Below are 25294 nucleotides of genomic sequence, written 5' to 3'. Positions count from 1 at the left end.
CCCCCCCTCCTTTTTCTATCTGTTGGGGACAGGGAGCCTGTCTGGGACGACTGGGGGGTCGGTCTTTTCCGCGCCGGCCTTGTCGGCGGCTTGGCCATTCGGCCGGCACTGCCTCCGCGCCGGCACGAAAAATTCCGCCCGCGCCCCCAGCCGCCAGCCTTCCCGGACAGGCTCTGACAGGGGGGGGCGGCGCCAATAGACAGAAAAAGGAGGGGGTTCGGGGGAGTTCTCTCCCCCAACCTTTCTGCGCATGAGCGATACCGACTACCTCCTGGAAACCCGCGGCGCCTCCCAGGACCTTGGCGCCTGGGTCATCGGCCTGGCCTTCGGTCGTGACGGCGAATCCTGTGCGTTTGCCTTGGGTGACGGCACCGTCCGACTCGCCAAGGGCTGGCAGTCGGTCGTCGCGCATGATGGCGCCTGCCTGTCCATCGCCGCCGATGCCAAGGACGGCGTCATCACCGGCGGCGACGATGGCCGCGTGATGCGCATCGCGCCGGATGGCACGACGACGGAGCTCGCGAAGTACGGCAGCAAATGGGTCGACTGCGTCGCCGCGCATGAATCCGGCCTGCGTGCGGCGTCGGTCGGCAAGGCGGTGTATCTGATCGACGGCAAGGGCGCGGCGCTGAAGTCGCTCGCGCATCCCAGCAGCGTGACGGGCATCGCGTTCGACGCCAAAGGCAAGCGCATCGCGGCATCCCACTACAACGGCGCCTCGCTCTGGTTCACAGCGTCGAAGGATGGCTCGCCGCGGGTGCTGGAATGGAAGGGCAGCCATACCGGGGTGGTGATCAGCCCGGACGGCACGCATGTGGTCACGACCATGCAGGAGAACACGCTGCACGGCTGGCGGCTGTCAGATGGGCAGCACATGCGCATGGCGGGGTATCCGTCGAAGACGAAGTCGCTGGCCTTCACCAGCAAGGGACGATGGCTTGCGACGGCCGGGGCCGATTGCGTCGTGCTCTGGCCCTTCTTCGGCGGCGGGCCGATGGGCAAGGCGCCGACCGAGCTTGCGGGCGGCGACGGCATCCTCTGCACCGCCGTCGCCTGCCACCCGACGCAGGAGGTCGTGGCCGCCGGCTTCGATGACGGGCTGGTGCTGATCGCGGAGATCGGCTCGGGCCGCGTTGTGCCGATGGCCGCGCCGCGCGGCTCGGCGGTATCCGCGCTGGCCTGGAACGGCACCGGCTCGCACCTCGCCTTCGGGACCGAGGGCGGCTTCGCCGGGCTGATCGATCTCGCGAAGCGATAAGGGGTATGCCGATGGCGCCGATCCTCGAGACCAACCTGCTGACCATCCCGCGCATCGGGCTCGGCACCTGGCAGTTGCGCGGGGCGGAGGCGACGGCAGCGGTCGAGAGCGCGATCGGCCTGGGCTATCGCCACATCGACACCGCGTCGATGTATGGCAACGAGGAAGCCGTCGGCGCCGGCATCGCCGGGTCCGGCGTGAAGCGGGAGGAGATCTTCCTCACCACCAAGATCTGGTGGACGGAACTCGCCCCGGATGCGCTGCGCGCCTCGGCGGAGGCGTCGCTGAAGAAGCTCGCGACACCCTATGCCGACCTGATCCTGATCCACTGGCCGGCGCCTGACATGGACCTGGCTGCTTCCCTGACGGCGCTGGCGAAGCTGCGGACGGATGGGCTGGCGCGCGCCATCGGCGTGTCGAACTTCCCACCCGGCCTGTTGAAGCGCGCGCTCGATCTGCGCATCGCGCCGATCGCGGCCCTCCAGGTCGAATGCCACGTCTATCTCTGGCAGGAAAAGCTCGCCGCGCTGTGCCGCGCGCATGACCTGGCGATGACGGCCTACTCCCCCATCGCCAAGGCGCAGGTGAATGACGATCCGGTGATGCAGTCCATCGCCAAGCGCCATGGCGCCACGCCGGTGCAGGTCGCGATCGCCTGGCTGATGGCGCAGCCGAATCTCGTCGCCATCCCCAAATCCGGGCGCCCACAGGGCCAGAAGGAAAACCTTGCCGCCGCCGATCTGCGGCTGACCGCGGATGACCTCTCGGCCATCGCCGCCCTACCCAAGGACCGCCGGCTGGTGAACCCCGATTTCGCACCGGACTGGGCTGCCTGACACGCGCGGCACCGAGCGCAAATCTTTGACCCGACGGGTGGAAACCCCCCGCCCGCCCATGCTTTGTTGCGCCGGTTCCGATCAGCCGGAGAGAAGGCCCATGTCCGCGCGCAGCGACGACGAAGATTTCGACCTCGGTATCAGCCTCGAATCCGTGGCAGCCATCGTGGACGCCGCCCGCGCCGTTCAGGAGACCGAGGAAAGCGGCGCCGTCGAGCGCGAGGAAGAGGATGAGGAAGGCCTCGACGCCGAGGATGACGAGAACATGGATGAAGACGCGCTGCGCGCCTTCATCGCCGACCTGAACGAGGATGAGCAGGCCTCCCTGATCGCGCTCGCCTGGATTGGCCGTGGCGACTACACCGGCGAGGAATTCGAGGAGGCGCGCAACCTCGCCAAGGAACGCAACGTGCGCGACCCAGCCGAATACCTGCTCGGCATCGACATGCTGGGCGACATGCTGGAAGAAGGGCTATCGGAACTCGGTCTCTCGCTCGAGGATTCGGACTGAGAACCTAGCAGACACCGTCCTGTAGACCCGTCGTTTGTTGCGCCCGCGGCCCGTCAGCGGCAATACCCGCCATGACCGCTGACGAACCTTTGGAGCCGCTGGCATGACCGTGCCGCCACGCCTTCTACTGCTGCTTCTGCTGCCGTTCCTGCCAACATGTTCCGCTCGCGATTCGGCCATGGCGGAGGATGGGCGCGAACGGCTGGTGGGCCTGCGCGCGGACGACCTGCGGTTATGCGCCGGCGTACCGAACCTGACCGCCAGTTCCGCGGGCGGCGACTTCTGGACGTACGACCGCACGCCACCGGCGGCGGGCGTCTCGGCGCCGGTGCCGGTGATCGGCGGGTCACTTAGCGTCGCGGCGGGTTCCACCTGCCGCGTCACCTTCCAGCTCGTGGACGGGAAGGTGACACGCATCGGCTACTCGGCGGAATCGGCGCTGCCGCTGTCGCAGAACGCGGCCTGTGCGCCGGTCGTGCAGGGCTGCCTTCGGCTGGTGGACCAGAGCCAGGTCACACGGGAATAGGCCCCACCACGAGCCCGGCGATTTCGCGGATCAGCTTGCGCTTCACTGCCACGCCGAAACTCTCGAAATCCTCGGCGACGATCATGAAGCTGCCGTCGCCGCCGATCACGTTCTCCCGGTAGTAGTCGTCGAGCGGCACGGGCGGCATGCGCCCGAAGGTCGGTCGATCGTTGATGATCGGCAGGCCGTTGATGGTGATGCCCTCGGCAATGGCCGCGTCACGCTGCTGATCGGCCGGCGGGCCGGAATTGTTCACCCCGTCGCCGGAAACGTCGATGACCCGCCGCGTCGCTTCGAAGGGGCATTCCTCCAGCAGGCTCCGCGAATGGCGGATGCCGCCCGAGATCGAGGTCCAGGACAGCGAAGTGCGCGGCGCCTCAGCCAGCTCGCCGGCCCAGGCATCGGCATCCGCCTGGCTGCCGATGCGCCGCCACGGGATCACGGTGCGCTGGTACTCGATGCCCGCCCATTCGACATAGGCGACGCCGACGGCACCGATCAGCCCGCCACGAATGGCGGCGACCACGATCGGATCGGCCACGGCATTGCGGTAGCCCTCGCGCTGCAGCCGCGCCTCGTCCTCGTCGATGGAGCGGGAGACGTCCACGGCGAGCACCAGGGCGACATCGACCGCCTCCTCGGCCCGCAGCCGGCCGGATGGCGTCATGGCCGCGGCGCCTGCCGCGGCGAGAAGGGTCCTGCGACGCATCGGTACCTCCTCACGGACCGCCATGGTGGGCCCGCGAGGCGATGCAGTTCAACTATTCCGAAACGCAGCAGGCCGGTATGCGGATCACGGAGCGCGGCGCAGAACCATTGTCCGCGCGGGGCCACCCCCCGCGCGCAGCATCGCGGATCAGCGCGGCGCGACGGGCTCGCGCTCCAGCTCGGCGACGCGCGTCCGCAGGGAAGCCAGCTCTGCCCGCATCGCGGCGAGCTGCTCGCCAACCGGATCATCCTCCGGATCGGTCAGGCCGTAGCCCACGGTCGGGTCGGCGCAGGGCGATCCTGCCGGCGGCCGAGCGGGAATACCCACCACGGTGCAATTTCCGGGAACATCCTTCGTCACCACCGCATTGGCCCCGATCCGCGCCCCATCGCCGACCAGGATCGGGCCGAGCACTTTCGCCCCGGCGCCGATCGCGACGTTGCTGCCGATAGTCGGGTGCCGCTTGCCCGGGCTGCCCGACAGGCCGCCCAGAGTCACACCGTGATAAAGCAACACGTCGTCACCGATCTCCGCCGTTTCGCCGATCACGACGCCCATGCCGTGGTCGATGAACAGGCGGCGGCCGATCTGCGCACCGGGATGAATCTCGATCCCGGTCAGGAAACGGCCGATATGAGAGATGAAGCGCCCCGGCCCGCGCAGCCCGATCCGCCAGAGCGCATGCGCCATGCGGTGCCAGACCATGGCATGCAGCCCGGCATAGCAGAGAATGGCCTCCGGCCAGGACGGCCGGGCCGGATCGCGATTGCGGATGGCGCGGGCGAGCTCGATCACTTCCATGGATGCCCCCGAGGAGGAATGCGTCAGGCAAGCCAGGGCGGCACGGGAAGGCCCTTGCCGCGCAGGAATTCCGGATTGAACAACTTGGACTGATAGCGGGCGCCGCCATCGCAGAGCAGCGTCACGATGCGGTGACCCGGTCCCATCGCCTTCGCCACCTTGATGGCGGCCGCGACGTTGATGCCGGCTGACCCGCCCACCGAGATCCCTTCATGAATCTGCAGGTCGAAGACCTGCTCCAGGGCTTCCTCATCCGTCACCTGCACGGCGTCGTCGATCAGCGCGCGGTCGGGTTCGAGGTTGCCCGGCACGCGGGCGGCCTGGCCGATGCCCTCGGTGATGGAATTGCCCTCGGGCTTCAGCTCGCCGGTCTTCACCCAGGAATAGAGCGAGCTGCCCATCGGGTCGGCGAGGACGATGCGCACGTCAGGCTTGTGCGCCTTCAGGGCTCTCGCCACGCCGGCGAGCGACCCGCCGGTGCCGCAGGAACAGGTGAAGGCGTCGACCCGCCCGTCGGTCTGGGTCCAGATCTCGGGGCCGGTCGTCGCCTCATGGGCATCACGATTGGCCGTGTTGTCGAACTGGTTGGCGTGGACGGCACCCAGTTCCTCCGCGAGTCGCCGGCTGAAATGCACGTAGTTGCCAGGGTCCGAGTAAGGCTTGGCCGGCACCAGGCGCAGATCGGCGCCAATCATGCGCAGGAAGTCGATCTTCTCGCGCGACTGGGTCTCGGGGATGACGATGACGCTGCGGTAGCCACGGGCATTCGCCACCAGGGTGATGCCGATGCCGGTGTTGCCGGCCGTGCCTTCCACGATGGTACCGGGCTGGCCGGGCGTCAGCAGGCCGCGCTTCTCGGCATCCAGGATGATGCCGAGTCCCGCGCGGTCCTTCACCGACCCGCCGGGATTCATGAACTCGGCCTTGCCCAGGATGTCGCAGCCGGTGGCCGCGCTGGCCCGCCGCAGGCGGATCAGCGGGGTGTTGCCGACCGCTCCCTCGAACCCATCCACGGTGCCGATGGTGGGGGGCGGGACTGCATCCATGGCGCGACGGTTCCTTGCACTCGATGGGATGATGGTCGGGTGCGGATGCCGGTCGGGCAAGGGGCAGGAAGCCATTTCTCCTGAAGGGGTTAACGGCAGAATTCCTTGGCCCGCCACGCGATTTCGGAGCGAAAGCTTCCGCGGTCCTTGACCTCCGGGGTGGCAATACGAGAACATAAGACGAACATTAACGCGGCCTTTCTCCGCCATGCCAGCCCCTCCCCCCGACTCTCTCGACCGCCCTGCCGTGATCTCCGCTCTCCGCGCCCGCATCGCGCGGATGGAGCGTGCCGGCGCGGCCGAGGCCCTGGCAGCGCGTGGAGAAGACGCCGTCCCCCTGGCTCCCGCCATCGATTCGGGCCTGCCATGGGGCGGCCTGCCCCGTGCCGCGCTGCACGAGGTGCTGGCCGCCGAACCCGGCGCCGCGGGCGGCTTTGCGGCCATGGTGCTGGCCCGCGCCGGCGGCACCGTGCTGTGGATTGCTCCGGAACCGGATGCCTGGCCCCCGGGTCTCGCCCGGTTCGGCCTGACGCCCGACCGGCTGGTGCTGGTGAAGGCACCGCGCGAACAGGATGCGCTCTGGGCGATGGAGGAGACGCTGCGTTGCCCGGCGGTCGGCGCTGCGCTTCTGGTGACGGGGGAACTGGACCTGACAGCGGCGAGGCGGCTGCAGCTCGCCGCCGAGGCGGGTGGCGTGCTCGGGTTGCTGCTGCGGCCGGACGCCGATGGCGCCGCCCCGACCGCAGCCCTGACCCGCTGGCGGATCGGTGCCGCACCATCGGAGAGCCCCAGCCGCCACGAACTCGGCGATCCGGCCTGGAGCCTCGACCTGCTGCGTTGCCGCGGCGGACGGGGAGGCACTTGGCGCGCCACCTGGCATGAAGGCCAGGCCAGCCTGGTGACGGAGGAGAGTGCCGCCCGGCGCACCCCGGTCCGGAGGCGCGCATGAGGCGACGCTTCTGCCGGCCGCCCCGGATGGCGATGCCGTCCTTGCTGGGGACGGAACCCGCCGAGGCCGAAAAGGCCTCTGCCGCACCGGCCGGGGGGGCCTCGGCGCTGCCGCGCCGTGTCCTCGCCATCCGTCTGCCTCGCTTCCCGGTCGAGCGCCTGCGTCGCCCCGGCCCGGTTGCCATCTGGGCGCAGCAGGGATCGCGACGCGTTCTGGTGTCGGTCAGCGAGGCGGCCGAGACGGCCGGGCTGGAGACCGGCCAGACGCTTGCCGACGCACAGGCGATCCTGCCCGAGGTGGTGCTGGTGCCGGAGGATCCGGCCGGCGACGCGGCCGCGCTGGAGCGGCTGGCGCTCTGGGCGATGCGCTTCACGCCGCTGGTGGGCGTGGTCGGCCTGGATGGGCTGGTGCTCGACATCGCCGGCGTCGAGCACCTGTTCGGCGGCGAAGCCGCCTTGCACGCGGAAATGCGGGGTCGGCTGTCGCGCCAGGGCCTGTCCGCCGTGGTTGCGGTGGCCGGCACGGCCGGCACGGCGCTGGCACTGGTACGGGACGGATGGGGCGGGATCGTGCCGCCGGGACAGGAACAGGCGACCGTCGCGCCGCTGTCGCTGGCCGCGCTGCATCTGGAACCTGCGCTAATCCGCGTTCTGCAGGGGCTCGGCCTGCGATCCGTCGGCACCGTGGCCGCCCAGCCCCGGCCGGCGCTGGCGCGCCGCTGTGGCGCCGGGCTGATGCGTGCGCTGGACGAGGCGCTCGGCCTGGCCGCGCGCCCGATCGTGCCCATCCGCCCACCGCCGGAGATGGCGGCGGCGCGGAACTTCGTCGATCCGGTGGTGACGCGGGACGGGATCGAGGCGGCGCTCGACGGCCTGCTCGACGAGTTGTGCCGTGCGCTGCGGGAAGCGGGGCGTGGCGCGCGGCGGCTGCTGCTGCGCGCCTGTCGCGTGGATGGCGCGGTGCAGGAGGTCGCGATCGGCACCGGCCTGGCCTCCCGCGATCGGCGGCATCTCGCGCGGCTGTTCCGCGAGAAGCTGGAGACGCTGGCGCCCGATTGCGGCTTCGACCGGATGGCGCTGGAAGCGCCGATGACCGACCCGCTGATCGGCTTGCAGGAAGACCTGGGCACGGCAGGGCGTTCTGAACGGCGGGAGGAGCTGGCGCAGCTGCTCGACCGCCTGTCGCAGCGGTTGCCGGTCTGGCGCCTGGCGCCACGGGCGAGCCATTGGCCGGAGCGGGCGATGCGCCGGGTCAATGCCTTCGAAGCGATCGACACGCTGGAAGGCTGGAACAGCCGGCCCCGGCCGGTGCGGCTGCTGCGCCGACCGCCCTATGTCGGGGCGGTCGCGCTGCTGCCGGATGCCCCGCCATCCCTGTTGAGGATCGGGCGGGACTCCCTGCGGGTCACCCGCGCCGAAGGACCGGAACGGTTCGAACCGGAATGGTGGCGGGACCGCCCGGACCGGCTTTTCCGCGACTACTACCGGGTCGAGCTTTCCACCGGGTCGCGGCTCTGGGTCTGCCGCATCGGCTTCGCGGAAGCGGGGACGGAAGCACGCTGGGCCCTGCATGGCCATTTGCCGTGACCGTCTTTGCCGAACTCGGCGCCCTGACGAACTTTTCCTTTCTGGAAGGGGCGTCGCATCCGCATGAGCTGGTCGCGACGGCGAAAATGCTTGGCCACGCCGCGATCGGGGTGGCGGATCGCAATTCCTTCGCCGGCGTCGTTCGCGCCTTCGTCGCAGCGAAAGCCGATGGAGAGACAGACGGGACCAAGGGCTTCCCCTTCCTGGCAGGTGTGCGCCTCTGCCTGACGGATGGCTGCGAGTACCTCGCCTGGCCGACGGATCTCACAGCCTGGGGGCGGCTGACGCGGCTTTTGTCGGAAGGTCGGATGGCGGCGCCGAAGGGCGAATGCCACATCGATCGCGCGGCGCTGATCGAGCATGCGCAAGGCAGCGTCATGGCGATGATCTCGCCCGACGACATCGGTCCGGGTTTCGCCGGGCGGCTGCGCGCCGACGCGGAGGCGCTGCGGCGCCACCTCGCTTTGCCGCTGTTCTGTGCCGTGGCGCATCGCTATCGTGGGGATGATCGCCAGCGGCTGGATGCGTTGGCGCGGCTGGGCATCCCGCTGCTGGCTGCGGGCGGGGCACGCTATCACGCGCCGGAGCGGCGGCGGCTTGCCGATGTGCTCACCGCGATCCGGCTGCGCACCACGGTCGATGCGCTGGGCTTCGCGGCGGATGCGAATGCGGAGGCGCACCTGAAATCGCCCGCCGAGATGCTGCGGCTGTTCCAGGGACATGAGGAGGCTGTGACCAGCACGCAGCGCGTGATGGCCGCCTGCCACTTCAAACTCGACCAGCTTCGCTACCAGTATCCCAAGGAAGTGCTCGATGTCGGCCGCACCGCGCAGGAGACGCTGGAGGCGCGCATCACGGAGGCTATCGCTGACCGCGAACGATGGCCGCGCGGGCCGAGCGAGAAGCTGCGCCGACTGCTCCGCGCCGAACTCGAGCTGATCGCCGAGCTTGAATACGCGCCCTACTTCCTCACGGTGCATGAGATCGTCCGCTTCGCGGGGAGCAAGGGCATCCTGTACCAGGGGCGCGGTTCGGCCGCGAACTCCGCGGTCTGCTTCGTACTCAAGATCACCGCGGCGGATGTCGAGAAGCACAACCTGCTCTTTGCCCGCTTCCTGTCCAGCGCACGCAACGAGCCGCCCGACATCGACGTCGATTTCGAGCATGAGCGACGCGAGGAAGTGATCCAGCACATCTACGAACGCTATGGCCGCAAGCGCGCGGCGATCTGCGCGACCCTCGCACGCTACCGGCCACGCAGCGCGATCCGGGAGGTGGGCAAGGCGCTGGGGCTGACCGAGGACGTCACCGCCGGCCTCGCGAAATCCGTCTGGGGCCCGCATGGCGATCGCGGCATGACGGATATCGCAACGGAGGAAGGGCTGGACATCGCCGGCGACCGACGCCTCGCCCTGGCGCTGGAACTTGCGGATGAGATCCTGGAATTCCCCCGCCATCTCTCCACCCATGTCGGGGGCTTCGTCATCACGGAAGGACCGTTGATCGAACTCGCCGTCGTCTCCAACGCCGCGATGGAGAACCGCACGACTCTCGAATGGGACAAGGACGACATCGAAGCGCTGAAGATGCTGAAGGTGGATGTGCTCGGCCTCGGCATGCTGTCCTGCCTGCGGCGCGGCTTCGACCTGATCCGGGAGCACCACGGCAGGACGGTCGGGCTGCGGGACATGACGGCACGCGATCCGCGCGTCTACGACATGCTCTGCCACGCCGATGCCGTTGGCGTCTTCCAGGTGGAAAGCCGCGCGCAGATGAACATGCTGCCGCGGCTGAAGCCGCGCAAATTCTATGACCTGGTGGTGGAGGTCGCGATCGTCCGCCCGGGCCCGATCCAGGGCGACATGGTGCATCCCTATCTCCGGCGCCGCGACGGTCTGGAACCCTGCGACATTCCCGGACCGCCGGACAATCCCGACGAGCTGAAGGAAATCCTCCAGGACACCTACGGCGTGCCGCTGTTCCAGGAACAGGCGATGAAGATCGCCATCGCGGCCGCTGATTTCACGCCGGCCGAAGCCGATGCGCTGCGCCGGGCGATGGCGACCTTCCGCAACGAAGGCGAGGTCTCCCGCTTCCAGAAGACCTTCGTCTCGCGCATGGTCGGCCGCGGCTATCCGCAGGACTTCGCCGAGAAGTGCTTCAGTCAGATCGAGGGCTTCGGCAAGTACGGCTTTCCGGAAAGCCACGCCGTATCCTTCGCCCTGCTCGTCTATGCGAGCGCCTGGCTGAAGTGTCACCACCCCACGATCTTCGCCTGCGCACTGCTGAACAGCCAGCCCATGGGGTTCTACGCGCCCGCGCAGATCGTGCGGGATGCGCAGGCGCATGGCGTCGCGGTCCGGCCGGTCGACGTGACCGCGAGCGTATGGGACTGCACGTTGGAACCGGACCCGGGAAGCGCCGAGGGCTTCGCCCTGCGGCTGGGTCTTCGCCAGGTCTCCGGCCTGGGCGCGGATGAGGTCAACCGCATCATCGATGCCCGTTCCGAGACACCCTTCGCCTCCATCGCGGATGTCGCACAGCGCGCGCGGCCGGGACGCGATGCGCTGGAAGCCCTGGCGCGCGCCGATGCCTTCCGTGGCCTCGGTCGCAACCGCCGCGCGGCGCTGTGGGATGCCGCGGCACTGTCCGCACCCGCGCCCCCGCTCGCCGCCGCCGAGGGGCGCGAGGCCGCCCCGCGGCTACCCCGCGCCACGGCGGGGGAGCAGACGGTGCTCGACTACGCCGGCACCGGGCTGACGCTGCGCGCCCATCCCTTGCGGCTGCTGCGCCCGCAACTGGATGCGCTGGGGCTCGCGGATACGCGCAGGCTGGGCAAGGCCAGGCAGGGGCAGCGGCTCTGCCTGCCCGGTCTGGTGCTGGTCCGCCAGCGCCCCGGCAGCGCCAAGGGCGTCGTCTTCTTCACGGTCGAGGACGAGCACGGCGTCGCCAACCTGGTCGTCTATCCGGACCTCGCGGAACGGTTCCGCGCCGCGGTCGTCGCCGCCCGGCTGGTGCTCGCCGAGGGAACGGTCGAGCGCGTCGAGACCGAAACCGTCCCGATCATCCACCTCATGGTCCGGCGGCTGGTCGACCGATCCGACCTGTTGGATGGGCTGCATCACCTGGACGAAGCGCGCTGGAACAGTGCCATGGCCCATGCGGATGAGGTCCTTCGGCCCAATCCGGGCAGCCAGCGGCTGCGCCTGCCCCCCAGCCGCGACTTCCATTAGGCCCGGTTCGCCCGCCGCGACGCCCCCGGATCCTGCGCTAACGATAGAGTTATTGCGAATCATTCTCACTTACCCTAGTCTTGCCGCTCGCAGTGAGAGGATTCTGCATGGCGATCAGCGGACTCCCGGACTGGCCCTGGGCCGGCACCGTGGCGGATGACCTGCCACCTCAGGAGAAGCTCCTGCTGGACGCGATCCGCGCCTGGTACGGCGCCGCGCGGGCCGGCCAGCCACCGCTGTTCGCCGCCAGGATGATCCTCGCGACGGAAGACGCCGGCCCCGCTGCGCCACCGCTGGATGCGCTGCTGCGCGCCGCCCCCATCGCCGCAGGCTGCCCCTTCTGCCAGCGTGTGGCACCGCAGGAAGCTGCGCTCCTCCTCGCCTGCGCCCTGGCGCAGCGCGGCGTACGCAGCGAAGCGCTGGCCGCCCTGCTCCGCCTGCTGCCGCTGCAGGCCGCCTATGCGGCGCTGCCGGCGGCAATCCATCTCGGCTGCGCCTTCCGCCGCGCTGGGCTGCTGCTGCGCCACCCGATCAGGGAAGCGATGCGCTCCCGTCCGGCGGCGCGAGGGTAACGATCTCCGTCCCTTCCTCGATACTGTCGCCCGCCGCGCAGCCGATATGCGCGACGACGCCATCCGCTGGCGCGGCAATGCGCAGCTCGGTCTTCATCGCCTCGAGGATTGCGACGACCTGACCGCGGGCGACGTGGTCCCCCACCTGCACCAGCACCTGGACGACCCGGCCCGGAATCGGCGCCGATAGCCGCCCATCCACGGCCGCTTCCCCACCGCGCTGCGCATAGGGATCCACCAGGTGCAGCGCGTAGTCCTCACCGGCGAAGGTCAGGTCGATAACGTCGCCCTCCAGCGTGAAGGGCAGCGGATGCCATACGCCATCGACGCAGGCGCGCAGCCCGTGCGAGAGATCGGCATCGATCGGCAGCGGCGGCCCATCATCGATGACGGCCTCCATCCTGCCGCGCCGGTCCCGGACCAGGACGCGCCGCAGGCGCACGGCGTCGCGCAGCAGCAGCAACTCCTCCGCCGCGCCGAACAGGCGGAATCCGCGACACTGGCTCCAGGGTGACGCGCCGGCGGCGTCGAACCGCATCCGCGCCAGATAGACCACCGCGAATCCGGCCAGCACCACGGCCGGCGCCTCCTTCGGCGGTGGGATCAGCTCGGCGGCGTGCCGCGCGATGAAGCCGGTGTCGAGTTCCGCCGCGCGCATCGCGGGGTGCGACACCAGCCGCCGCAGGAACGGCAGGTTCGTGGTGAGCCCACGGAGCTGCGTATCCGCGAGCGCCGCGGCAAGACGTTCCAGCGCCTCGCCGCGATCGGCACCCGCCGCGATGATCTTGGCGATCATGGGGTCGTAGTGCGGCGTGATGGCATCCCGGTCGCGAACGCCGGTGTCGACGCGAATGCTTCCACTCTGCGGCGGCCCGAAGAAGCGCTGCAGCATGCCGATGGAGGGCCGGAAATCGTGATCGGGATCCTCGGCATACAGGCGCACCTCCACGGCGTGCCCCTCGGCATCCGGCGGCCAATGGTCCGGCAGCGCCTGCCCCGCCGCGACGCGCAGCTGCCATTCCACCAGATCGAGTCCGGTGACCATCTCCGTCACCGGATGTTCCACCTGCAGCCGCGTGTTCATCTCCATGAAGAACGCGTCGTCGCCTTCGACGATGAACTCCACCGTGCCGGCATTGACGTAGCCGACCGCATGCGCCGCCGCGATCGCCGCCTGGTGCAGCCGGTCGCGCAGCGCGGCCGACAGGTCCGGTGCCGGTGCTTCCTCCAGCACCTTCTGATGGCGCCGCTGCACCGAACAATCGCGCGTATGCAGGTGCACGATGCGGCCATGGGCATCGGCGAAGACCTGCACCTCAACGTGCCGCGGCTTCTGCAGATAGCGTTCCAGCAGCACGCGGTCATCGCCGAAGGCCGCCTTCGCCTCCCGCCGCGCCCCGGCGAGTTCGGCGGCGAAATCCGGCGCGGCGAAGACCGGGCGCATGCCCTTGCCGCCGCCGCCGGCGCTGGCCTTGATCAGGATGGGGAAGCCGATTCGTGCCGCCTCGGCCGCCAGATACCCGTCGGACTGGTCGTCACCATGATAGCCCGGCACGACCGGCACGCCCGACGCGACCATGAGCGCCTTCGATTCCGCCTTGCTGCCCATGGCTCGGATGGCTGCGGCGGGCGGACCGACGAAGACGATACCGGCGGCCTCGCAGGCTTCCGCGAACGCCGCGTTCTCCGACAGGAACCCGTAGCCGGGATGGATGGCGTCAGCGCCGGCGTTGCGCGCCACCTCCAGGATACGGTCGCCGCGAAGATAGGAATCGCGCGCCGGCGCCGGTCCGATGGCGTGGGCTTCATCCGCGAGCGCCACATGCAACGCCTGTGCATCGGCCTCGCTGAACACGGCGATGCAATGGATGCCCATCCGCTGCGCCGTGCGCATGATGCGGCAGGCGATCTCGCCGCGATTGGCGATGAGCAGGCGGCGGAACATCACATGCGGAACACGCCGAAGCGTGTCTCCTCGATCGGTGCGTTCAGCGCGGCGGCCATCGCCAAGCCCAGCACGTCGCGAGTGTCGGCCGGGTCGATGATGCCGTCATCCCACAACCGCGCCGTGGCGTAGTACGGGTCGCCCTCGCGCTCATACTTCTCGCGGATCGGCGCCTTGAAGGCATCTTCCGCCTCCGCGCTCCAGCTCTCGCCGCGCGCCTCGATGTTGTCGCGGCGGAGAGTGGCCAGCACACTCGCCGCCTGCTCCCCGCCCATCACCGAGATGCGGGAGTTGGGCCAGGTGAACAGGAAGCGCGGGGAATAGGCGCGCCCGCACATCCCGTAATTGCCGGCGCCGAAGGAACCGCCGGTGATGACGGTGAACTTCGGCACATTGGCGCAGGCCACGGCGGTGACGAGCTTCGCGCCATCCTTCGCGATGCCGCCGGCCTCGTATTTCCGGCCCACCATGAAGCCGGCGATGTTCTGCAGGAACAGCAGCGGGATGCCACGCTGGCAGCAGAGCTCGACGAAATGCGCGCCCTTCTGTGCGGATTCCGAAAACAGGATGCCGTTATTCGCCAGGATGCCGACCGGCATGCCCCAAATGCGCGCGAAGCCGCAGACGAGCGTCGCACCGTACCGATGCTTGAACTCGTCCAGTTCCGATCCATCGACGATGCGCGCGATGATCTCCCGCGCCTCGACGGGCGTGCGGAGGTCGGGCGGCACGATGCCGTGCAGTTCCGCCGGATCGTAGCGCGGCGGCACTGGCGTCCGCGCAGGCAGCGCCGCTCGCTGCGTGGCGCCGAGATTGTCCACGATGCGCCGCACCAGCCCCAGCGCATGCATGTCGTCCACGGCGAAATGGTCGGCAACGCCGGACAGCCGCGTATGCACATCGGCGCCGCCGAGATCCTCGGCGCTGACCACTTCCCCCGTCGCGGCCTTCACCAGCGGCGGGCCGGCCAGGAAGATCGTCCCCTGCTCCCGCACGATCACCGCCTCGTCGCACATCGCCGGGACATAGGCGCCACCCGCGGTGCACGACCCCATGACGGCGGCGATCTGCGGAATGCCGGCAGCGGACAACCGAGCCTGGTTGAAGAAGATGCGGCCGAAATGCTCGCGGTCTGGGAAGATCTCGTCCTGGTTCGGCAGGTTCGCGCCGCCGGAATCGACCAGGTAGATGCAGGGCAGCCGGTTCTGCGCCGCGATCTCCTGCGCGCGCAGATGCTTCTTCACGGTAATCGGGTAGTAGGTCCCGCCCTTCACCGTCGCATCATTGGCGACGATGACGCATTCGCGGCCCGCAACGCGCCCGATCCCCGTGATCATCCCGGCGCCGGGCACCTCCCGGCCATACATGCCATACGCGGCGAGCGGCGACAGCTCGAGGAACGGCGAACCGCGATCGAGCAATCTCTCCACGCGCTGCCGCGGTAGCAGCTTGCCGCGCGCGACATGCTTCTCGCGCGCCGCTGCGGGGCCACCCGCGCCGGCCTCGGCACTTCGCGCCGACAGCGTGTCCAGCAGACCGCGCATCGTCGCGGCATTGGCACGGAAGGCCTCGCTGCGCGTATCGACGGAGGAGGAAAGGACGTGGCTCACGCCGTCTCCTTGAACAATTCCCGGCCGATCAGCATGCGCCGGATCTCGCTCGTGCCGGCCCCGATCTCATACAGCTTGGCATCGCGCAGCAGCCGCCCCGTTGCGTTGTCGTTGATGTAGCCGTTGCCGCCCAGAATCTGGATCGCATCCAGCGACGCCTTCGTCGCGGCCTCCGCCGCGAACAGGATGGCGCCGGCAGCGTCCTTGCGGCTGGTGCGTCCATGGTCGCAGGCGCGCGCCACGGCATAGACATAGGCGCGGCATGCGCTGAGCTGCGTGTACATGTCGGCGAGCTTCGCCTGGATCAGCTGGAACTCGCCGATCGGCTGGCCGAACTGCTTGCGTTCATGGACATAGGGCACGACCAGGTCGAGGCACGCCTGCATGATCCCGAGCGGTCCCGCCGCCAGCACGGCGCGTTCATAGTCCAGCCCCGACATCAGCACGCGAACGCCGCCGCCGACCTCTCCCAGCACGTTCTCCGCCGGCACTTCGCAATCCTCGAACACCAGCTCGCTGGTGGGCGACCCGCGCATGCCGAGCTTGTCGAGCTTCTGCGCCGGCCGGAATCCCTTGAAGCCGCGCTCGACGATGAAGGCCGTGATCCCCTTCGGACCTGCCGCCGGGTCGGTCTTGGCATAGACCACCATCGTCTCCGCGTAATGCGCGTTGGTGATCCACATCTTCGTGCCGTTCAGCACGTACCGGTCGCCCCGCTTCTCCGCCCGCAGCTTCATGCTGACCACATCCGAACCCGCGCCCGGCTCGCTCATCGCCAGGGCGCCGAGATGCTCCCCGGACACAAGTTTCGGCAAATAGCGCCGCTTCTGTTCGTCGGTGCCGCAGCGGCGGATCTGGTTCACGCACAGGTTGGAATGCGCGCCATAGGACAGCCCGACCGAGGCGGAGGCGCGACTGACCTCCTCCATCGCCACGCAATGCGCGACGTAGCCCATGTTCGAACCGCCATACTCGTCCTCGACCGTGATGCCATGCAGGCCGAGGGCGCCCATCTCGGGCCAGAGGTGGCGCGGAAACTCGTCCGTCCGGTCGATCTCCGCGGCGATCGGCGCGATCCGCTCATCGGCGAAGGACCGGACGCTGTCGCGCAGCATGTCGATCTCGTCGCCGAGGTCGAGATCGAGGGTCGGGATCTGGTTCGTCGGCATCGGTCACCTCGCCATCAAGGATCGGCCGGTCCGGCGCCGCTGCCAAGCGTCTGTCGCAGGGTACCGCGCATCACCTTCCCGGTGGCGGTCATGGGCAGGGTCTCGGCGAAGACAACACGGCGCGGATAGAGATGCGCGGCGAGGCGCTGCCGCACGAAGCCGCGGATTTCCTCTGCCAAAGCAGGCGTCGGCGCTGCCCCGGGCGCCGGCACGATCACGGCCGTCACGGCCTCGGTGCGCAGCGCGTCCGGCAGGCCGATCACCGCGGCCATCGCCACGGATGGGTGGCGCATCAGGCAATCCTCCACCTCGCCCGGGCCGATGCGATAGCCGCCAGAGGTGATGACATCGTCGGCACGGCCGATGAAGCGGAAGCTGCCATCCTCCTCCTGTACGCCGGTATCGCCCGTCAGCAGCCAGTCTCCGCTGAACTTCGCTGCCGTCGCCTCGGGATTGTTCCAATACCCGAGGAACATCACGGGATCGGGGCGGCGGACTGCGATGACACCGGGCTCCCCGGCCGCCGGCGGCCGGCCGGCCGCATCAAGGATCGCGACATGATGCCCCGGCACCGCGCGCCCCATCGACCCCGGCCTGACCGGCATCAGCCCGGCGCAGTTGGCGATGATCAGGTTGCATTCGGTCTGGCCGTAGAACTCGTTGATGGTCAGGCCGAAGGCGCTGCGGCCCCATTCCAGCGCCTCGGCCCCCAGCGTCTCCCCGCCGCTGCCGATGCTGCGCAGGTGGTGGCCGAAGCGCCCGGGCTCGGCGACCTGCCGCATCATCCGCAGGGCCGTCGGCGGCAGGAACGCATTGCGGACGCCGTGCGCCGCCAGCAGGCGGAAGGCGTATTCGGGGTCGAACTTCGCCATGCGGTGCGCCAGTACCGGCACGCCATGATACAGCGACGGCAGCAGCACATCGAGCAGGCCGCCGATCCACGCCCAATCCGCCGGCGTCCAGAACAGGTCGCCAGGGTGCGGAAACAGTTCCTGCGGCATCTCGACGCCGGGCAGGTGGCCCAGCAGCACCCGGTGCGCCAGCAACGCCCCCTTGGGAGATCCCGTGGTGCCGGAGGTGTAGATGATCAGTGCCGGGTCATCCGCCGCCGTCGCCAGGGGCGGCACATCGTCCCGCGCCCGCCCGGCTTCCTCCCACAGGGACAGCACGCCAGGCCGGGCTCCGTCCGCATTCAGGATGACGCGCAGATCGCCGAGCCGATCCCGCACACCGTCGAGTTTCGCCAGGCCGACATCATCCGTGACAACGGCGCAGGCACCGCAATCGCGCAGCCGGAACTCCAGGGCATCCGGCCCGAACAACTGGAACAGCGGCACCGCGATGGCGCCGATCCGGTAGATGGCGAGATGCGCGATCGCCGCCTCCGGGCCCTGGGCCAGCAGCACGGCGACGCGATCGCCGCGCCCCACCCCCTGCGCCTTCAGCACATGGGCGACCCGGGCGGAACTGCTGCGCAGCGCGTCGAAAGTGATCCGCTCCGGCGGCCCGTTCGGCCGGACATGGACCACCGCCACGCGGCCGCTGCCGTCGGCCCAGCGGTCGCAGCATGCCTCGGCGATGTTGAAGGCGGGCGGAATGCGCCAGCGGAACCGGGCGACCAGTTCCTCGTAGGACTCCGCGGCGGGCAGCAGCGCCGTGCCGGTCACAGCCAGCGCTTCCGCCGCTTGTAGGATTTGAGGTTTCGGAAGGATTTCCGGTCGGCGCCGTGGCCACCGAGGTAGAACTCCTTGACGTCCTCGTTCTCCGCCAGGGCCGCCGCATCGCCATCCAGGACGACCTTGCCCTGCTCCATGATGTAGCCATAGGTCGCGACGGACAGCGCCATCCGCGCGTTCTGCTCGACCAGCAGGATGGTGATGCCGAGGTCGCTGTTGAGCTGGCGGATGATGCCGAAGACCTCCTTCACCAGCAGCGGCGACAGACCCATGGAAGGCTCGTCCATCAGGATCAGCCGCGGCCGCGCCATCAGCGCGCGGCCGATCGCCAGCATCTGCTGTTCCCCCCCGGAAAGGTAGCCGGCGAGGCCGCTCCGCTCCCGCAGCCGCGGGAAGTAGTCGAACACCATGTCGATGTCGCGGTTCACCCCCGCATCGCGCCGGGTGAAGGCGCCGAGGCGCAGATTCTCGACGCAGGTCATGTCGGCGATGATCCGCCGCCCTTCCATCACCTGGAAGATGCCGCGGCGGACGATGCGATCGGGTTCGGTACCGTTGATGCGCTCGCCCTCGAACAGGATGTCGCCGCGCGTGACCTCGCCTTCCTCGCTGCGCAGCAGGCCGGAGATGGCCTTCAGGGTCGTCGACTTCCCGGCGCCATTGGCGCCGAGAAGTGCCACGATCTGCCCCTTCGGCACGGCGAGCGACAGGCCGCGCAGCACGAGGATCACCTCGTTGTAGACCACCTCGATGTTCTTGACCTCGAGGAGGGGCGGCGCCGTCATCACCAGCCGAGCCAATCCGCCCGGCGCGGCAGGTCGATGGTGGCGACCGGCTGCAGGGACATGGTGCCGGCTGCCATCAGCTCCTGCACCGATCCCTGCGCTGTGTTGCCCGTCACCTGCGCGCGGTACAGCGCAACCCGCATGGTCCCGCGGTGATCCGCCGCGGTGAAGGTCGACGGCGTGCAGACGCCCTGGAAGCCGTTCGGCACCCAGTTCTGGCGGGCGTAGAAGCCATCGCGGATGCGCTCGCCGGTGACCTGGCCGCCATTGGCCGCGGCGGTCTCCATGGCCTCGACCATCAGCATGGCGGCGCAGGCGCCGGCCAGGTAGTGCACGGGGCGGTAGGCGTTGCCGCTCGGGTCCGAGGTCCGGCTGATGGCGCGGATCGTGTCCATCCCCGGGCCGGTGCCGCCCCAGACGGCTTCGGTGCGGACCGGGAAGACCACGCCATTCGCCGCGGTGCCGGCGGCCTTCATGGCGTTCTCATCCATGCCCCAGACATTGCCGAGGAACTGCACCTGCACCCCGACCGTCTGGCAGGCGCGCAGCACCGAGATGTTGGACCCCGCCGTGTTGCCCAGATAGGCGTAGTTCGCCCCCTGGTTCTTCAGCGTAAGGCATTGGGCCGTGTAGTCGCCCGGCGTCAGCGCGAACTGGATCGCCGGCAGCACCTCGAAGCCCAGTTCGCGCGCCAGCGCCTCGCCGGCCTCCTTCGGGCTGTTCGGATAGGGATGGTTCGCGCCCATGTGCACGTAGCGTGGGCGCCCCTGCTGGCCGCGCGCGCGCCAGTCATCCGCCGCCCATTGCAGCATGCCGCGCAGCGCATCCGAGTAGGACGGGCCGAAGAAGAAGTTGAATGGGGCAGGCTCCACGCCCTGCCGGCGAGACGTGCCACCTGCATCCGTCAGCGCGGCGGAGTAGGAGCCGGAGATGTAGGGAATGCGGTCGCGCGTGACGAAGCGGACCAGCGCCTCGGTATCCGCGGTGCCCCAGCCCTGAATGGCGACGACGCGCTCGCGCTGCGCCCAGGACTGATACTGGCTGACCGCACGCGGCGCCTGGTAGCCATAGTCGAAGCCCGAGACGGCCAGGCGACGCCCGGCGACGCCGTTGCGCGTCTGGTTCACCCAGTTGAGCGTGTCGGCCACCCCCTGGCCGTAGGGCACGCCGACATCCGAGGTTGCGCCCGAATTGTCCATCAGGTGGCCGACCGGGATCGGCGCCTGGGCGAGTGCCGGCACCGCCGCGAACAGCGCACCGGCCAGCAGGGGAAGCGAAAACCTCATCTGGTCATTCCTCCTTGTGTCGTACGGGCCGTTGGCCGGCCTCAATGCGAAAACGGGTACAGCTTCCAGTATGCCCGGATCATCCGCCAGCGATGCGCAAGACCGTCGGGTTCGAAGATCAGGAACAGGATGATGGCGGCGCCGATGGCCATCTCCCGCAGGAAGGAAATGGAGGCGCCAAGCCGCAACACCCGGTCGATCATGCCGCCGGCCAGCAGATCCGCCGCCGACTGCACGATCTCCGGCAGCAGCACCATGAAGGCCGCGCCCATCAGGCTGCCCATGATCGATCCCAGCCCGCCGATGATGACCATGGCCAGGAACTGGATCGAGTAGAGGATGTTGAAGGCCTCGACGCTGACGAACAGCAGGTAGTGCGCATACAGCGCGCCGGCGACGCCCGCATAGAAGGAGGCGATGCCGAAGGAGAGCGTGCGGTAGTAGGCGAGGTTGATGCCCATCATCTCGGCGGAGAGGTAATGGTCCCGCACGGCCACCAGCGCCCGCCCGTCCCGCGTGCGCATGAGGTTGGCGGCGGCGACGAACATCACGACGACATGGGCGAGGACGATGTAGAAATACGTCTCCTCCCGGTCGAAGCGCAGGCCGAACAGCGTGTAGGGTTCGGTGACGCGCCCGGCCACGCCGCCGGAGAACCAGCGAGCGCGGGCGAAGAAATCTTCCAGGATGAACTGGGCCGCCAGGGTGGCGATCGCGAGATACAGCCCCTTCAGCCGCGCCGCCGGCGCCCCGAAGACCAGTCCGACCACGGCCGTCATCAGCCCCGCGCCCCAGATGGCGAGCGGCACCGGCACGTGATGTTCCGCCAGCAGTGCCGAAGCGAAGGCGCCGAAGCCGAAGAAGGCCGCGTGGCCGATCGAGATCTGGCCCGTGAACCCCACCAGGATGTTCAGCCCCAGCGCCGCGATGGCGCTGTAGCCGATGGCGATGAGCAGCCCGAGCTCATACCGCCCGAGCGCCAGCGGCGCGGCGCAAAGCACCAGCAGCCCGACGAGCAGGGCCAGCCGGGCATTGCGCGTCGGAAAGATCGTCGTGTCGGCGCGGTAGGCGGTGCGGAAATCCCCGGCCGGGGCCATCGAGGTCATGGTGCCGTCAGACCCGCTCGATATTTCGCGTGCCGAACAGGCCGTAAGGCTTGATCAGCAGGATCAGGATCAGCGCGTAGAAGGGGGCGATCTGATACATGTTCCCCCAGTTCAGCCACTCGGCATCGACATACTGCGCGACATTCTCCAGCACGCCGATGATCAGCCCGCCCAGCACGGCGCCGACGATGGAATCGAGCCCCCCGAGGATGACTGCCGGGAACACCTTGATGCCGTAGAAGGACAGCGCCGAGGACACGCCGTTCACCACGCCGACGACAACGCCCGCAACGGCCGAGACGACCGCCGAGATCGCCCAGGACATGGCGAAGACCTTCGGCACGGACACGCCGAGCGACTGCGCGACCTGCTGGTCATAGGCCGTGGCACGCATCGCCAACCCATGCTTCGAATAGGTGAAGAACCACCAGAAGCCGAGCATGATCAGCGCGGAGACGCCGAGGCTCGCCAGGTAGACCGACTGCACCTCCAGCCCCAGCACATGCACCCGCTCGACCGTGAAGATCGGCGGGAAGGGCTGCGCGAAGACGCCGAATATCCACTTCATCAGCGCCTGGAAGAAGATCGACAGGCCGACCGTCGCCATGATGACGCTGATCACCGGCTCGCCGACCAGCGGCCGCAGCACGATCACCTGCAGCACGATGCCGAACAGTGTCATGAAGGCCAGGGTGAACAGGAAGCCGGCCCAGATCGGCAATTGCCAGTGCGTCAGCATCCACCAGCACACCCAGGCGCCGACCAGCAGGAACTCGCCCTGGGCGAAGTTCACCACCTGGGATGCCTTGTAGATCAGCACGAAGGACATGGCGACGACGCCGTACAGCGCGCCGACGATCAGCCCGTTCAGCACCAGCTGGAACAGTAGCGTCGTGTCCATTCACACCACCTCCGCCTGGTCCGCCGGCGCCATGCGCGCCACCTGCAGGACCGTCCTGATCCGCTGCTTCGTGCCGTCCTGGAACGCGATCGTCGTATCCACCGGTATCGCGTCGTCGCCGGCATAGATCGCGTCGATGATCCCGCCGTACTTTTCGTTGATCACACCCCGGCGGACCTTCCGGGTGCGCGTCAGCTCCTCGTCATCCGCGTCCAGTTCCTTATAGAGCAGGATGAAGTCCCGGATGCGCTGCGCCGGCGGCAGGGAAGCGTTCACCTTCGCCACCTCATCGCGGATCTTCGCCAGCACTTCCGGCCGCGCGGACAGGTCGGAATAGGTGGTGAAGCCGATCCGGTTGCGCTCCGCCCATTTGCTGACGATCGGGAAGCGGATGCAGATCATGGCCGCCAGATGCGCGCGCCGATCGCCCAGGATCACCGCCTCCGCGACGAAGGGGCTGAACTTCAGCTTGTTCTCGATGAACTGGGGCGAGAAGCGGTCGCCGCTGCTCGTCGTCGCGATATCCTTGATGCGGTCGATGACGACGAGCTGGCCCTGCGCGTTGAAGTAGCCGGCGTCGCCGGTGTGCAGCCAGCCGTCGCGCATGTCCGGCACGTCCTCCATCCCGAGATACCCGGAGAACATGTTCGGATGCCGCGTGACGATCTCGCCCACGCCGTTCGCATCGGCCTCATGGATCCGCAGTTCGACATCGGGCCCGAAGGGCACGCCGACCGTGTCGAAATCGACCGCGTCGGGCCGGTGCAGCGTGTAGGCCCCGAGCAGTTCCGTCTGACCGTAGAGCTGCCGCAGCGGCACGCCCATCGCCTGGAAAAAGCGGAAGGTCTCAGGGCCGAGGGCAGCGCCGCCGGTCGCCGCCGATCGCAGCCGCGTGAAGCCCAGCCGGTCGCGAAGCGCGCGGAACAGCAGCGCATCGGCCAGCACCGATCGCCCGCCGGCTTCCAGCGCGCCGAGCCCCATGTGCATGCCCGCCTCGAAGGCGCGCTGCTTGAGCGGAGACGCATCCATGACCCGGGCGCGCACATCGGCTGCGATGCCTTCCCAGACGCGCGGGGCGAACAGCACGAAGGTCGGCGCGATCTCCCGGAAATCGGCCATCATCGTCTCGGGTTCCTCGACGAAGTTGACCTTCATTCGGCTGATCAGCCCCCAGCCGAGGACGTAGATCTGCTCCATGATCCAGGGCAACGGCAGGACCGAGACATACTCGTCCTCCGCCCCCTTCGGATCGGCCGCGAGATAGGCTTCGCAATGACGGATCAGCGCCCGGCCGGTGAGCTGCGCGAGCTTCGGCCGCGCCGTCGTGCCCGAGGTGGTGCAGAGGATCGCCACCTCCTCGCCCCGCGTCGCGTCGACCAGCGCATCCCAGGCCAGCGGGTCGGCTTCGGCAGCGGCCGTTCCGTGCCGCAGCAGGTCCTCCATCGGCAGCAGCCGCGGATCGTCGTGCTTGCGCATGCCGCGCGGATCGCAATAGACGATGTGCCGCAGCGTCGGCACCTGCGCCGAGACGTTGAGCAGCTTGTCGACCTGCTCCTCATCCTCCGCGATCACCGCGACGGCGCTGCTGAAGGCGAGCAGATACGCCACCTCCTCATCCAGCGCGTCGCGATAGATGCCGAGCGACCGGCCGCGGACCGCGTGGGTCGCGATCTCCCCCATCACCCAGTCGGGCCGGTTGTCGCCGATCAGCCCGACGGTATCGCCCGGCGCGACGCCGACCGCCCGGAGGCCGAGCGCCATGTCGCGCGTACGCGCCGCCACCTCGGACCAGCGCAGCGCCCGCCAGATGCCGAACTCCTTCTCGCGCATCGCGATCTCGTCACCATGCGCGGCGGCATTGCGCCGGAGCAGACGCGGCAGCGTGTCCTCGGCCCCCGTCATGCCGCCGCGGGCTCGCCCGCGCCGGACACCACCTCATCCGCCTCGCCGAGATAGGCGCGCCGGACATGCTCGTCGGCGAGCACCGCCTCCGGCGTGCCCTCGGCGATCCGCCGCCCGAAATCGAGCACCATGACGCGATGGCTGATGTCCATCACCACGCCCATGTCGTGCTCGATCATCAGCACGGTCATGCCCCACTCCTCGTTCAGGTCGACGATGAAGCGGGCCATGTCCTCCTTCTCCTCGAGATTCATGCCGGCCATGGGTTCGTCGAGCAGGATCAGCCGGGGCTTCAGCGCCACCGCGCGCGCCAACTCCACCCGCTTGCGCAGCCCATAGGACAGGGTGCCCGCGGTGGCCTTGCGGACATGCTGGATCTCGAGAAAGTCGATGATCTCCTCGACCTCGCGCCGATGCGCGAGTTCCTCCCGCTGCGCACCGCCCACCCAATAGGCCATGCCGCGCAGGAAGCCGGCGCCGAGCAGGTGGTGGCGGCCGACCATGATGTTGTCGAGCACGCTCATGTGCCCGAACAGCGCCAAGTTCTGGAAGGTGCGGCCGATGCCGAGCGCGGCCCGCCGGTTCGGTCGCAGCCGCGTGACGTCCTGCCCCTCGAACAGGATGCGGCCCTCGGTGGGGCGGTAGCGTCCGGAGACGCAGTTGACCATGGAGGTCTTGCCCGCGCCGTTCGGGCCGATGATCGAGAATATCTCGCCGCGCCGCACGGCGAAGGAAACGTCGGTCAGCGCCCTGACGCCACCGAAGCGCAGGCTCACGCCCCCCGCTTCGAGGACAGCCGGAATCCCAGCCACCTTGACGCGCCCTCCCGCAATTCTTCTGCGGCGCAGGTTAGGTGTGCCGATGCCGGGGTTGCAACAACGACGAGC

General features: G+C 68.9%; 21 protein-coding genes. 8 read left to right on the top strand and 13 right to left on the bottom strand.

The genetic code is table 11. The features are described from left to right. The first annotated feature begins 250 nt into the window (after positions 1-250). From GXW78_RS01030 to GXW78_RS01015, 4 genes are all read left to right on the top strand, one after another. The gene (locus GXW78_RS01030) at positions 251-1258 is read left to right on the top strand and encodes a WD40 repeat domain-containing protein (protein WP_211865254.1); all 1008 of its coding nucleotides are present in this window, start codon (positions 251-253) and stop codon (positions 1256-1258) included. Positions 1259-1269: 11 nt separating this feature from the next. Beyond that, positions 1270-2094, top strand: a complete 825-nt coding sequence (locus GXW78_RS01025; protein WP_211865251.1) for an aldo/keto reductase — start codon at positions 1270-1272, stop codon at positions 2092-2094. Positions 2095-2194: 100 nt separating this feature from the next. Beyond that, positions 2195-2605: a DUF3775 domain-containing protein gene (locus GXW78_RS01020; protein WP_211865250.1), complete on the top strand. Its 411-nt coding sequence runs from the start codon at positions 2195-2197 to the stop codon at positions 2603-2605. Positions 2606-2708: 103 nt separating this feature from the next. Further along, on the top strand, positions 2709-3131 hold the full coding sequence (locus GXW78_RS01015) for a hypothetical protein (RefSeq protein WP_211865248.1): 423 nt from the start codon (positions 2709-2711) through the stop codon (positions 3129-3131). Here GXW78_RS01015 and GXW78_RS01010 read toward each other — a convergent pair. The 3 genes from GXW78_RS01010 to GXW78_RS01000 form a co-directional block, all read right to left on the bottom strand. Next, the gene (locus GXW78_RS01010; RefSeq protein WP_211865246.1) at positions 3118-3840 is read right to left on the bottom strand and encodes a DUF1194 domain-containing protein; all 723 of its coding nucleotides are present in this window, start codon (positions 3838-3840) and stop codon (positions 3118-3120) included. The genes GXW78_RS01015 and GXW78_RS01010 overlap by 14 nt on opposite strands. A gap of 147 nt (positions 3841-3987) precedes the next feature. After that, positions 3988-4641, bottom strand: coding sequence for a serine O-acetyltransferase (gene cysE, locus GXW78_RS01005; protein ID WP_211865244.1), 654 nt, complete (start codon positions 4639-4641; stop codon positions 3988-3990). 23 nt (positions 4642-4664) lie between these two features. Beyond that, on the bottom strand, positions 4665-5687 hold the full coding sequence (locus tag GXW78_RS01000) for a cysteine synthase A (protein ID WP_211865242.1): 1023 nt from the start codon (positions 5685-5687) through the stop codon (positions 4665-4667). 208 nt (positions 5688-5895) lie between these two features. On the opposite strand from GXW78_RS01000, the gene GXW78_RS00995 reads away from it, so the two are divergent. From GXW78_RS00995 to GXW78_RS00985, 4 genes are all read left to right on the top strand, one after another. Then, on the top strand, positions 5896-6636 hold the full coding sequence (locus tag GXW78_RS00995) for an ImuA family protein (protein ID WP_211865240.1): 741 nt from the start codon (positions 5896-5898) through the stop codon (positions 6634-6636). Continuing rightward, a complete protein-coding gene (locus tag GXW78_RS27710) occupies positions 6633-8222 on the top strand; it encodes a Y-family DNA polymerase (RefSeq protein WP_246521733.1) in 1590 nt (529 codons plus the stop codon). The genes GXW78_RS00995 and GXW78_RS27710 overlap by 4 nt, the downstream gene beginning before the upstream one ends. Then, positions 8219-11455: an error-prone DNA polymerase gene (locus tag GXW78_RS00990; RefSeq protein WP_338147652.1), complete on the top strand. Its 3237-nt coding sequence runs from the start codon at positions 8219-8221 to the stop codon at positions 11453-11455. The genes GXW78_RS27710 and GXW78_RS00990 overlap by 4 nt, the downstream gene beginning before the upstream one ends. A 107-nt stretch (positions 11456-11562) precedes the next feature. Beyond that, positions 11563-12027, top strand: coding sequence for a hypothetical protein (locus GXW78_RS00985; RefSeq protein WP_211865236.1), 465 nt, complete (start codon positions 11563-11565; stop codon positions 12025-12027). Here GXW78_RS00985 and GXW78_RS00980 read toward each other — a convergent pair. The 10 genes from GXW78_RS00980 to GXW78_RS00935 all read right to left on the bottom strand — a co-directional run bounded on the left by GXW78_RS00980 (position 11987) and on the right by GXW78_RS00935 (position 25219). Next, complete coding sequence (locus GXW78_RS00980) at positions 11987-13972, bottom strand: acetyl/propionyl/methylcrotonyl-CoA carboxylase subunit alpha (protein ID WP_211865234.1); 1986 nt, start codon at positions 13970-13972, stop codon at positions 11987-11989. The two genes, GXW78_RS00985 and GXW78_RS00980, sit on opposite strands and share 41 nt — an antisense overlap. Beyond that, positions 13972-15516 carry a carboxyl transferase domain-containing protein gene (locus tag GXW78_RS00975; protein WP_211865389.1) on the bottom strand — a complete coding sequence of 515 codons (1545 nt, stop codon included), beginning with the start codon at positions 15514-15516 and terminating at the stop codon, positions 13972-13974. Before GXW78_RS00975 ends, GXW78_RS00980 begins: the two co-directional genes overlap by 1 nt. 62 nt (positions 15517-15578) lie before the next feature. Beyond that, complete coding sequence (locus tag GXW78_RS00970; protein WP_211865232.1) at positions 15579-16751, bottom strand: isovaleryl-CoA dehydrogenase; 1173 nt, start codon at positions 16749-16751, stop codon at positions 15579-15581. A gap of 14 nt (positions 16752-16765) precedes the next feature. Continuing rightward, positions 16766-18418 carry an acyl-CoA synthetase gene (locus GXW78_RS00965; RefSeq protein ID WP_338147650.1) on the bottom strand — a complete coding sequence of 551 codons (1653 nt, stop codon included), beginning with the start codon at positions 18416-18418 and terminating at the stop codon, positions 16766-16768. Beyond that, the gene (locus GXW78_RS00960) at positions 18415-19212 is read right to left on the bottom strand and encodes an ABC transporter ATP-binding protein (protein WP_211865230.1); all 798 of its coding nucleotides are present in this window, start codon (positions 19210-19212) and stop codon (positions 18415-18417) included. Before GXW78_RS00960 ends, GXW78_RS00965 begins: the two co-directional genes overlap by 4 nt. Next, positions 19212-20498 (bottom strand): ABC transporter substrate-binding protein, encoded by a 1287-nt coding sequence (locus GXW78_RS00955; protein ID WP_211865228.1) that lies wholly within the window; start codon positions 20496-20498, stop codon positions 19212-19214. The genes GXW78_RS00960 and GXW78_RS00955 overlap by 1 nt, the downstream gene beginning before the upstream one ends. 41 nt (positions 20499-20539) lie before the next feature. Continuing rightward, positions 20540-21604: a branched-chain amino acid ABC transporter permease gene (locus tag GXW78_RS00950; RefSeq protein ID WP_211865226.1), complete on the bottom strand. Its 1065-nt coding sequence runs from the start codon at positions 21602-21604 to the stop codon at positions 20540-20542. Positions 21605-21611: 7 nt separating this feature from the next. Beyond that, positions 21612-22505 carry a branched-chain amino acid ABC transporter permease gene (locus GXW78_RS00945; protein WP_211865224.1) on the bottom strand — a complete coding sequence of 298 codons (894 nt, stop codon included), beginning with the start codon at positions 22503-22505 and terminating at the stop codon, positions 21612-21614. After that, entirely contained in the window at positions 22506-24407 is a 1902-nt protein-coding gene (locus tag GXW78_RS00940) for an AMP-binding protein (RefSeq protein WP_211865222.1), read from the bottom strand. Further along, positions 24404-25219, bottom strand: coding sequence for an ABC transporter ATP-binding protein (locus tag GXW78_RS00935; protein WP_211865220.1), 816 nt, complete (start codon positions 25217-25219; stop codon positions 24404-24406). Before GXW78_RS00935 ends, GXW78_RS00940 begins: the two co-directional genes overlap by 4 nt. Positions 25220-25294 lie beyond the last annotated feature (75 nt).

The organism is Neoroseomonas terrae, from assembly GCF_018129025.1.
Taxonomy (GTDB): domain Bacteria; phylum Pseudomonadota; class Alphaproteobacteria; order Acetobacterales; family Acetobacteraceae; genus Neoroseomonas; species Neoroseomonas terrae.
Note: the sequence above shows the minus strand (reverse complement) of the source record. Positions and strands in the feature narration are given on the sequence as shown.

Coding starts and splice junctions, on each gene's coding strand:
- GXW78_RS01030 (WP_211865254.1), top strand. CDS start 251: ATGAGCGATACCGACTACCTCCTGGAAACCCGCGGCGCCTCCCAGGAC.
- GXW78_RS01025 (WP_211865251.1), top strand. CDS start 1,270: ATGGCGCCGATCCTCGAGACCAACCTGCTGACCATCCCGCGCATCGGG.
- GXW78_RS01020 (WP_211865250.1), top strand. CDS start 2,195: ATGTCCGCGCGCAGCGACGACGAAGATTTCGACCTCGGTATCAGCCTC.
- GXW78_RS01015 (WP_211865248.1), top strand. CDS start 2,709: ATGACCGTGCCGCCACGCCTTCTACTGCTGCTTCTGCTGCCGTTCCTG.
- GXW78_RS01010 (WP_211865246.1), bottom strand. CDS start 3,840: ATGCGTCGCAGGACCCTTCTCGCCGCGGCAGGCGCCGCGGCCATGACG.
- cysE (WP_211865244.1), bottom strand. CDS start 4,641: ATGGAAGTGATCGAGCTCGCCCGCGCCATCCGCAATCGCGATCCGGCC.
- GXW78_RS01000 (WP_211865242.1), bottom strand. CDS start 5,687: ATGGATGCAGTCCCGCCCCCCACCATCGGCACCGTGGATGGGTTCGAG.
- GXW78_RS00995 (WP_211865240.1), top strand. CDS start 5,896: ATGCCAGCCCCTCCCCCCGACTCTCTCGACCGCCCTGCCGTGATCTCC.
- GXW78_RS27710 (WP_246521733.1), top strand. CDS start 6,633: ATGAGGCGACGCTTCTGCCGGCCGCCCCGGATGGCGATGCCGTCCTTG.
- GXW78_RS00985 (WP_211865236.1), top strand. CDS start 11,563: ATGGCGATCAGCGGACTCCCGGACTGGCCCTGGGCCGGCACCGTGGCG.
- GXW78_RS00980 (WP_211865234.1), bottom strand. CDS start 13,972: ATGTTCCGCCGCCTGCTCATCGCCAATCGCGGCGAGATCGCCTGCCGC.
- GXW78_RS00975 (WP_211865389.1), bottom strand. CDS start 15,516: ATGCGCGGTCTGCTGGACACGCTGTCGGCGCGAAGTGCCGAGGCCGGC.
- GXW78_RS00970 (WP_211865232.1), bottom strand. CDS start 16,751: ATGCCGACGAACCAGATCCCGACCCTCGATCTCGACCTCGGCGACGAG.
- GXW78_RS00960 (WP_211865230.1), bottom strand. CDS start 19,212: ATGACGGCGCCGCCCCTCCTCGAGGTCAAGAACATCGAGGTGGTCTAC.
- GXW78_RS00955 (WP_211865228.1), bottom strand. CDS start 20,498: ATGAGGTTTTCGCTTCCCCTGCTGGCCGGTGCGCTGTTCGCGGCGGTG.
- GXW78_RS00950 (WP_211865226.1), bottom strand. CDS start 21,604: ATGACCTCGATGGCCCCGGCCGGGGATTTCCGCACCGCCTACCGCGCC.
- GXW78_RS00945 (WP_211865224.1), bottom strand. CDS start 22,505: ATGGACACGACGCTACTGTTCCAGCTGGTGCTGAACGGGCTGATCGTC.
- GXW78_RS00940 (WP_211865222.1), bottom strand. CDS start 24,407: ATGACGGGGGCCGAGGACACGCTGCCGCGTCTGCTCCGGCGCAATGCC.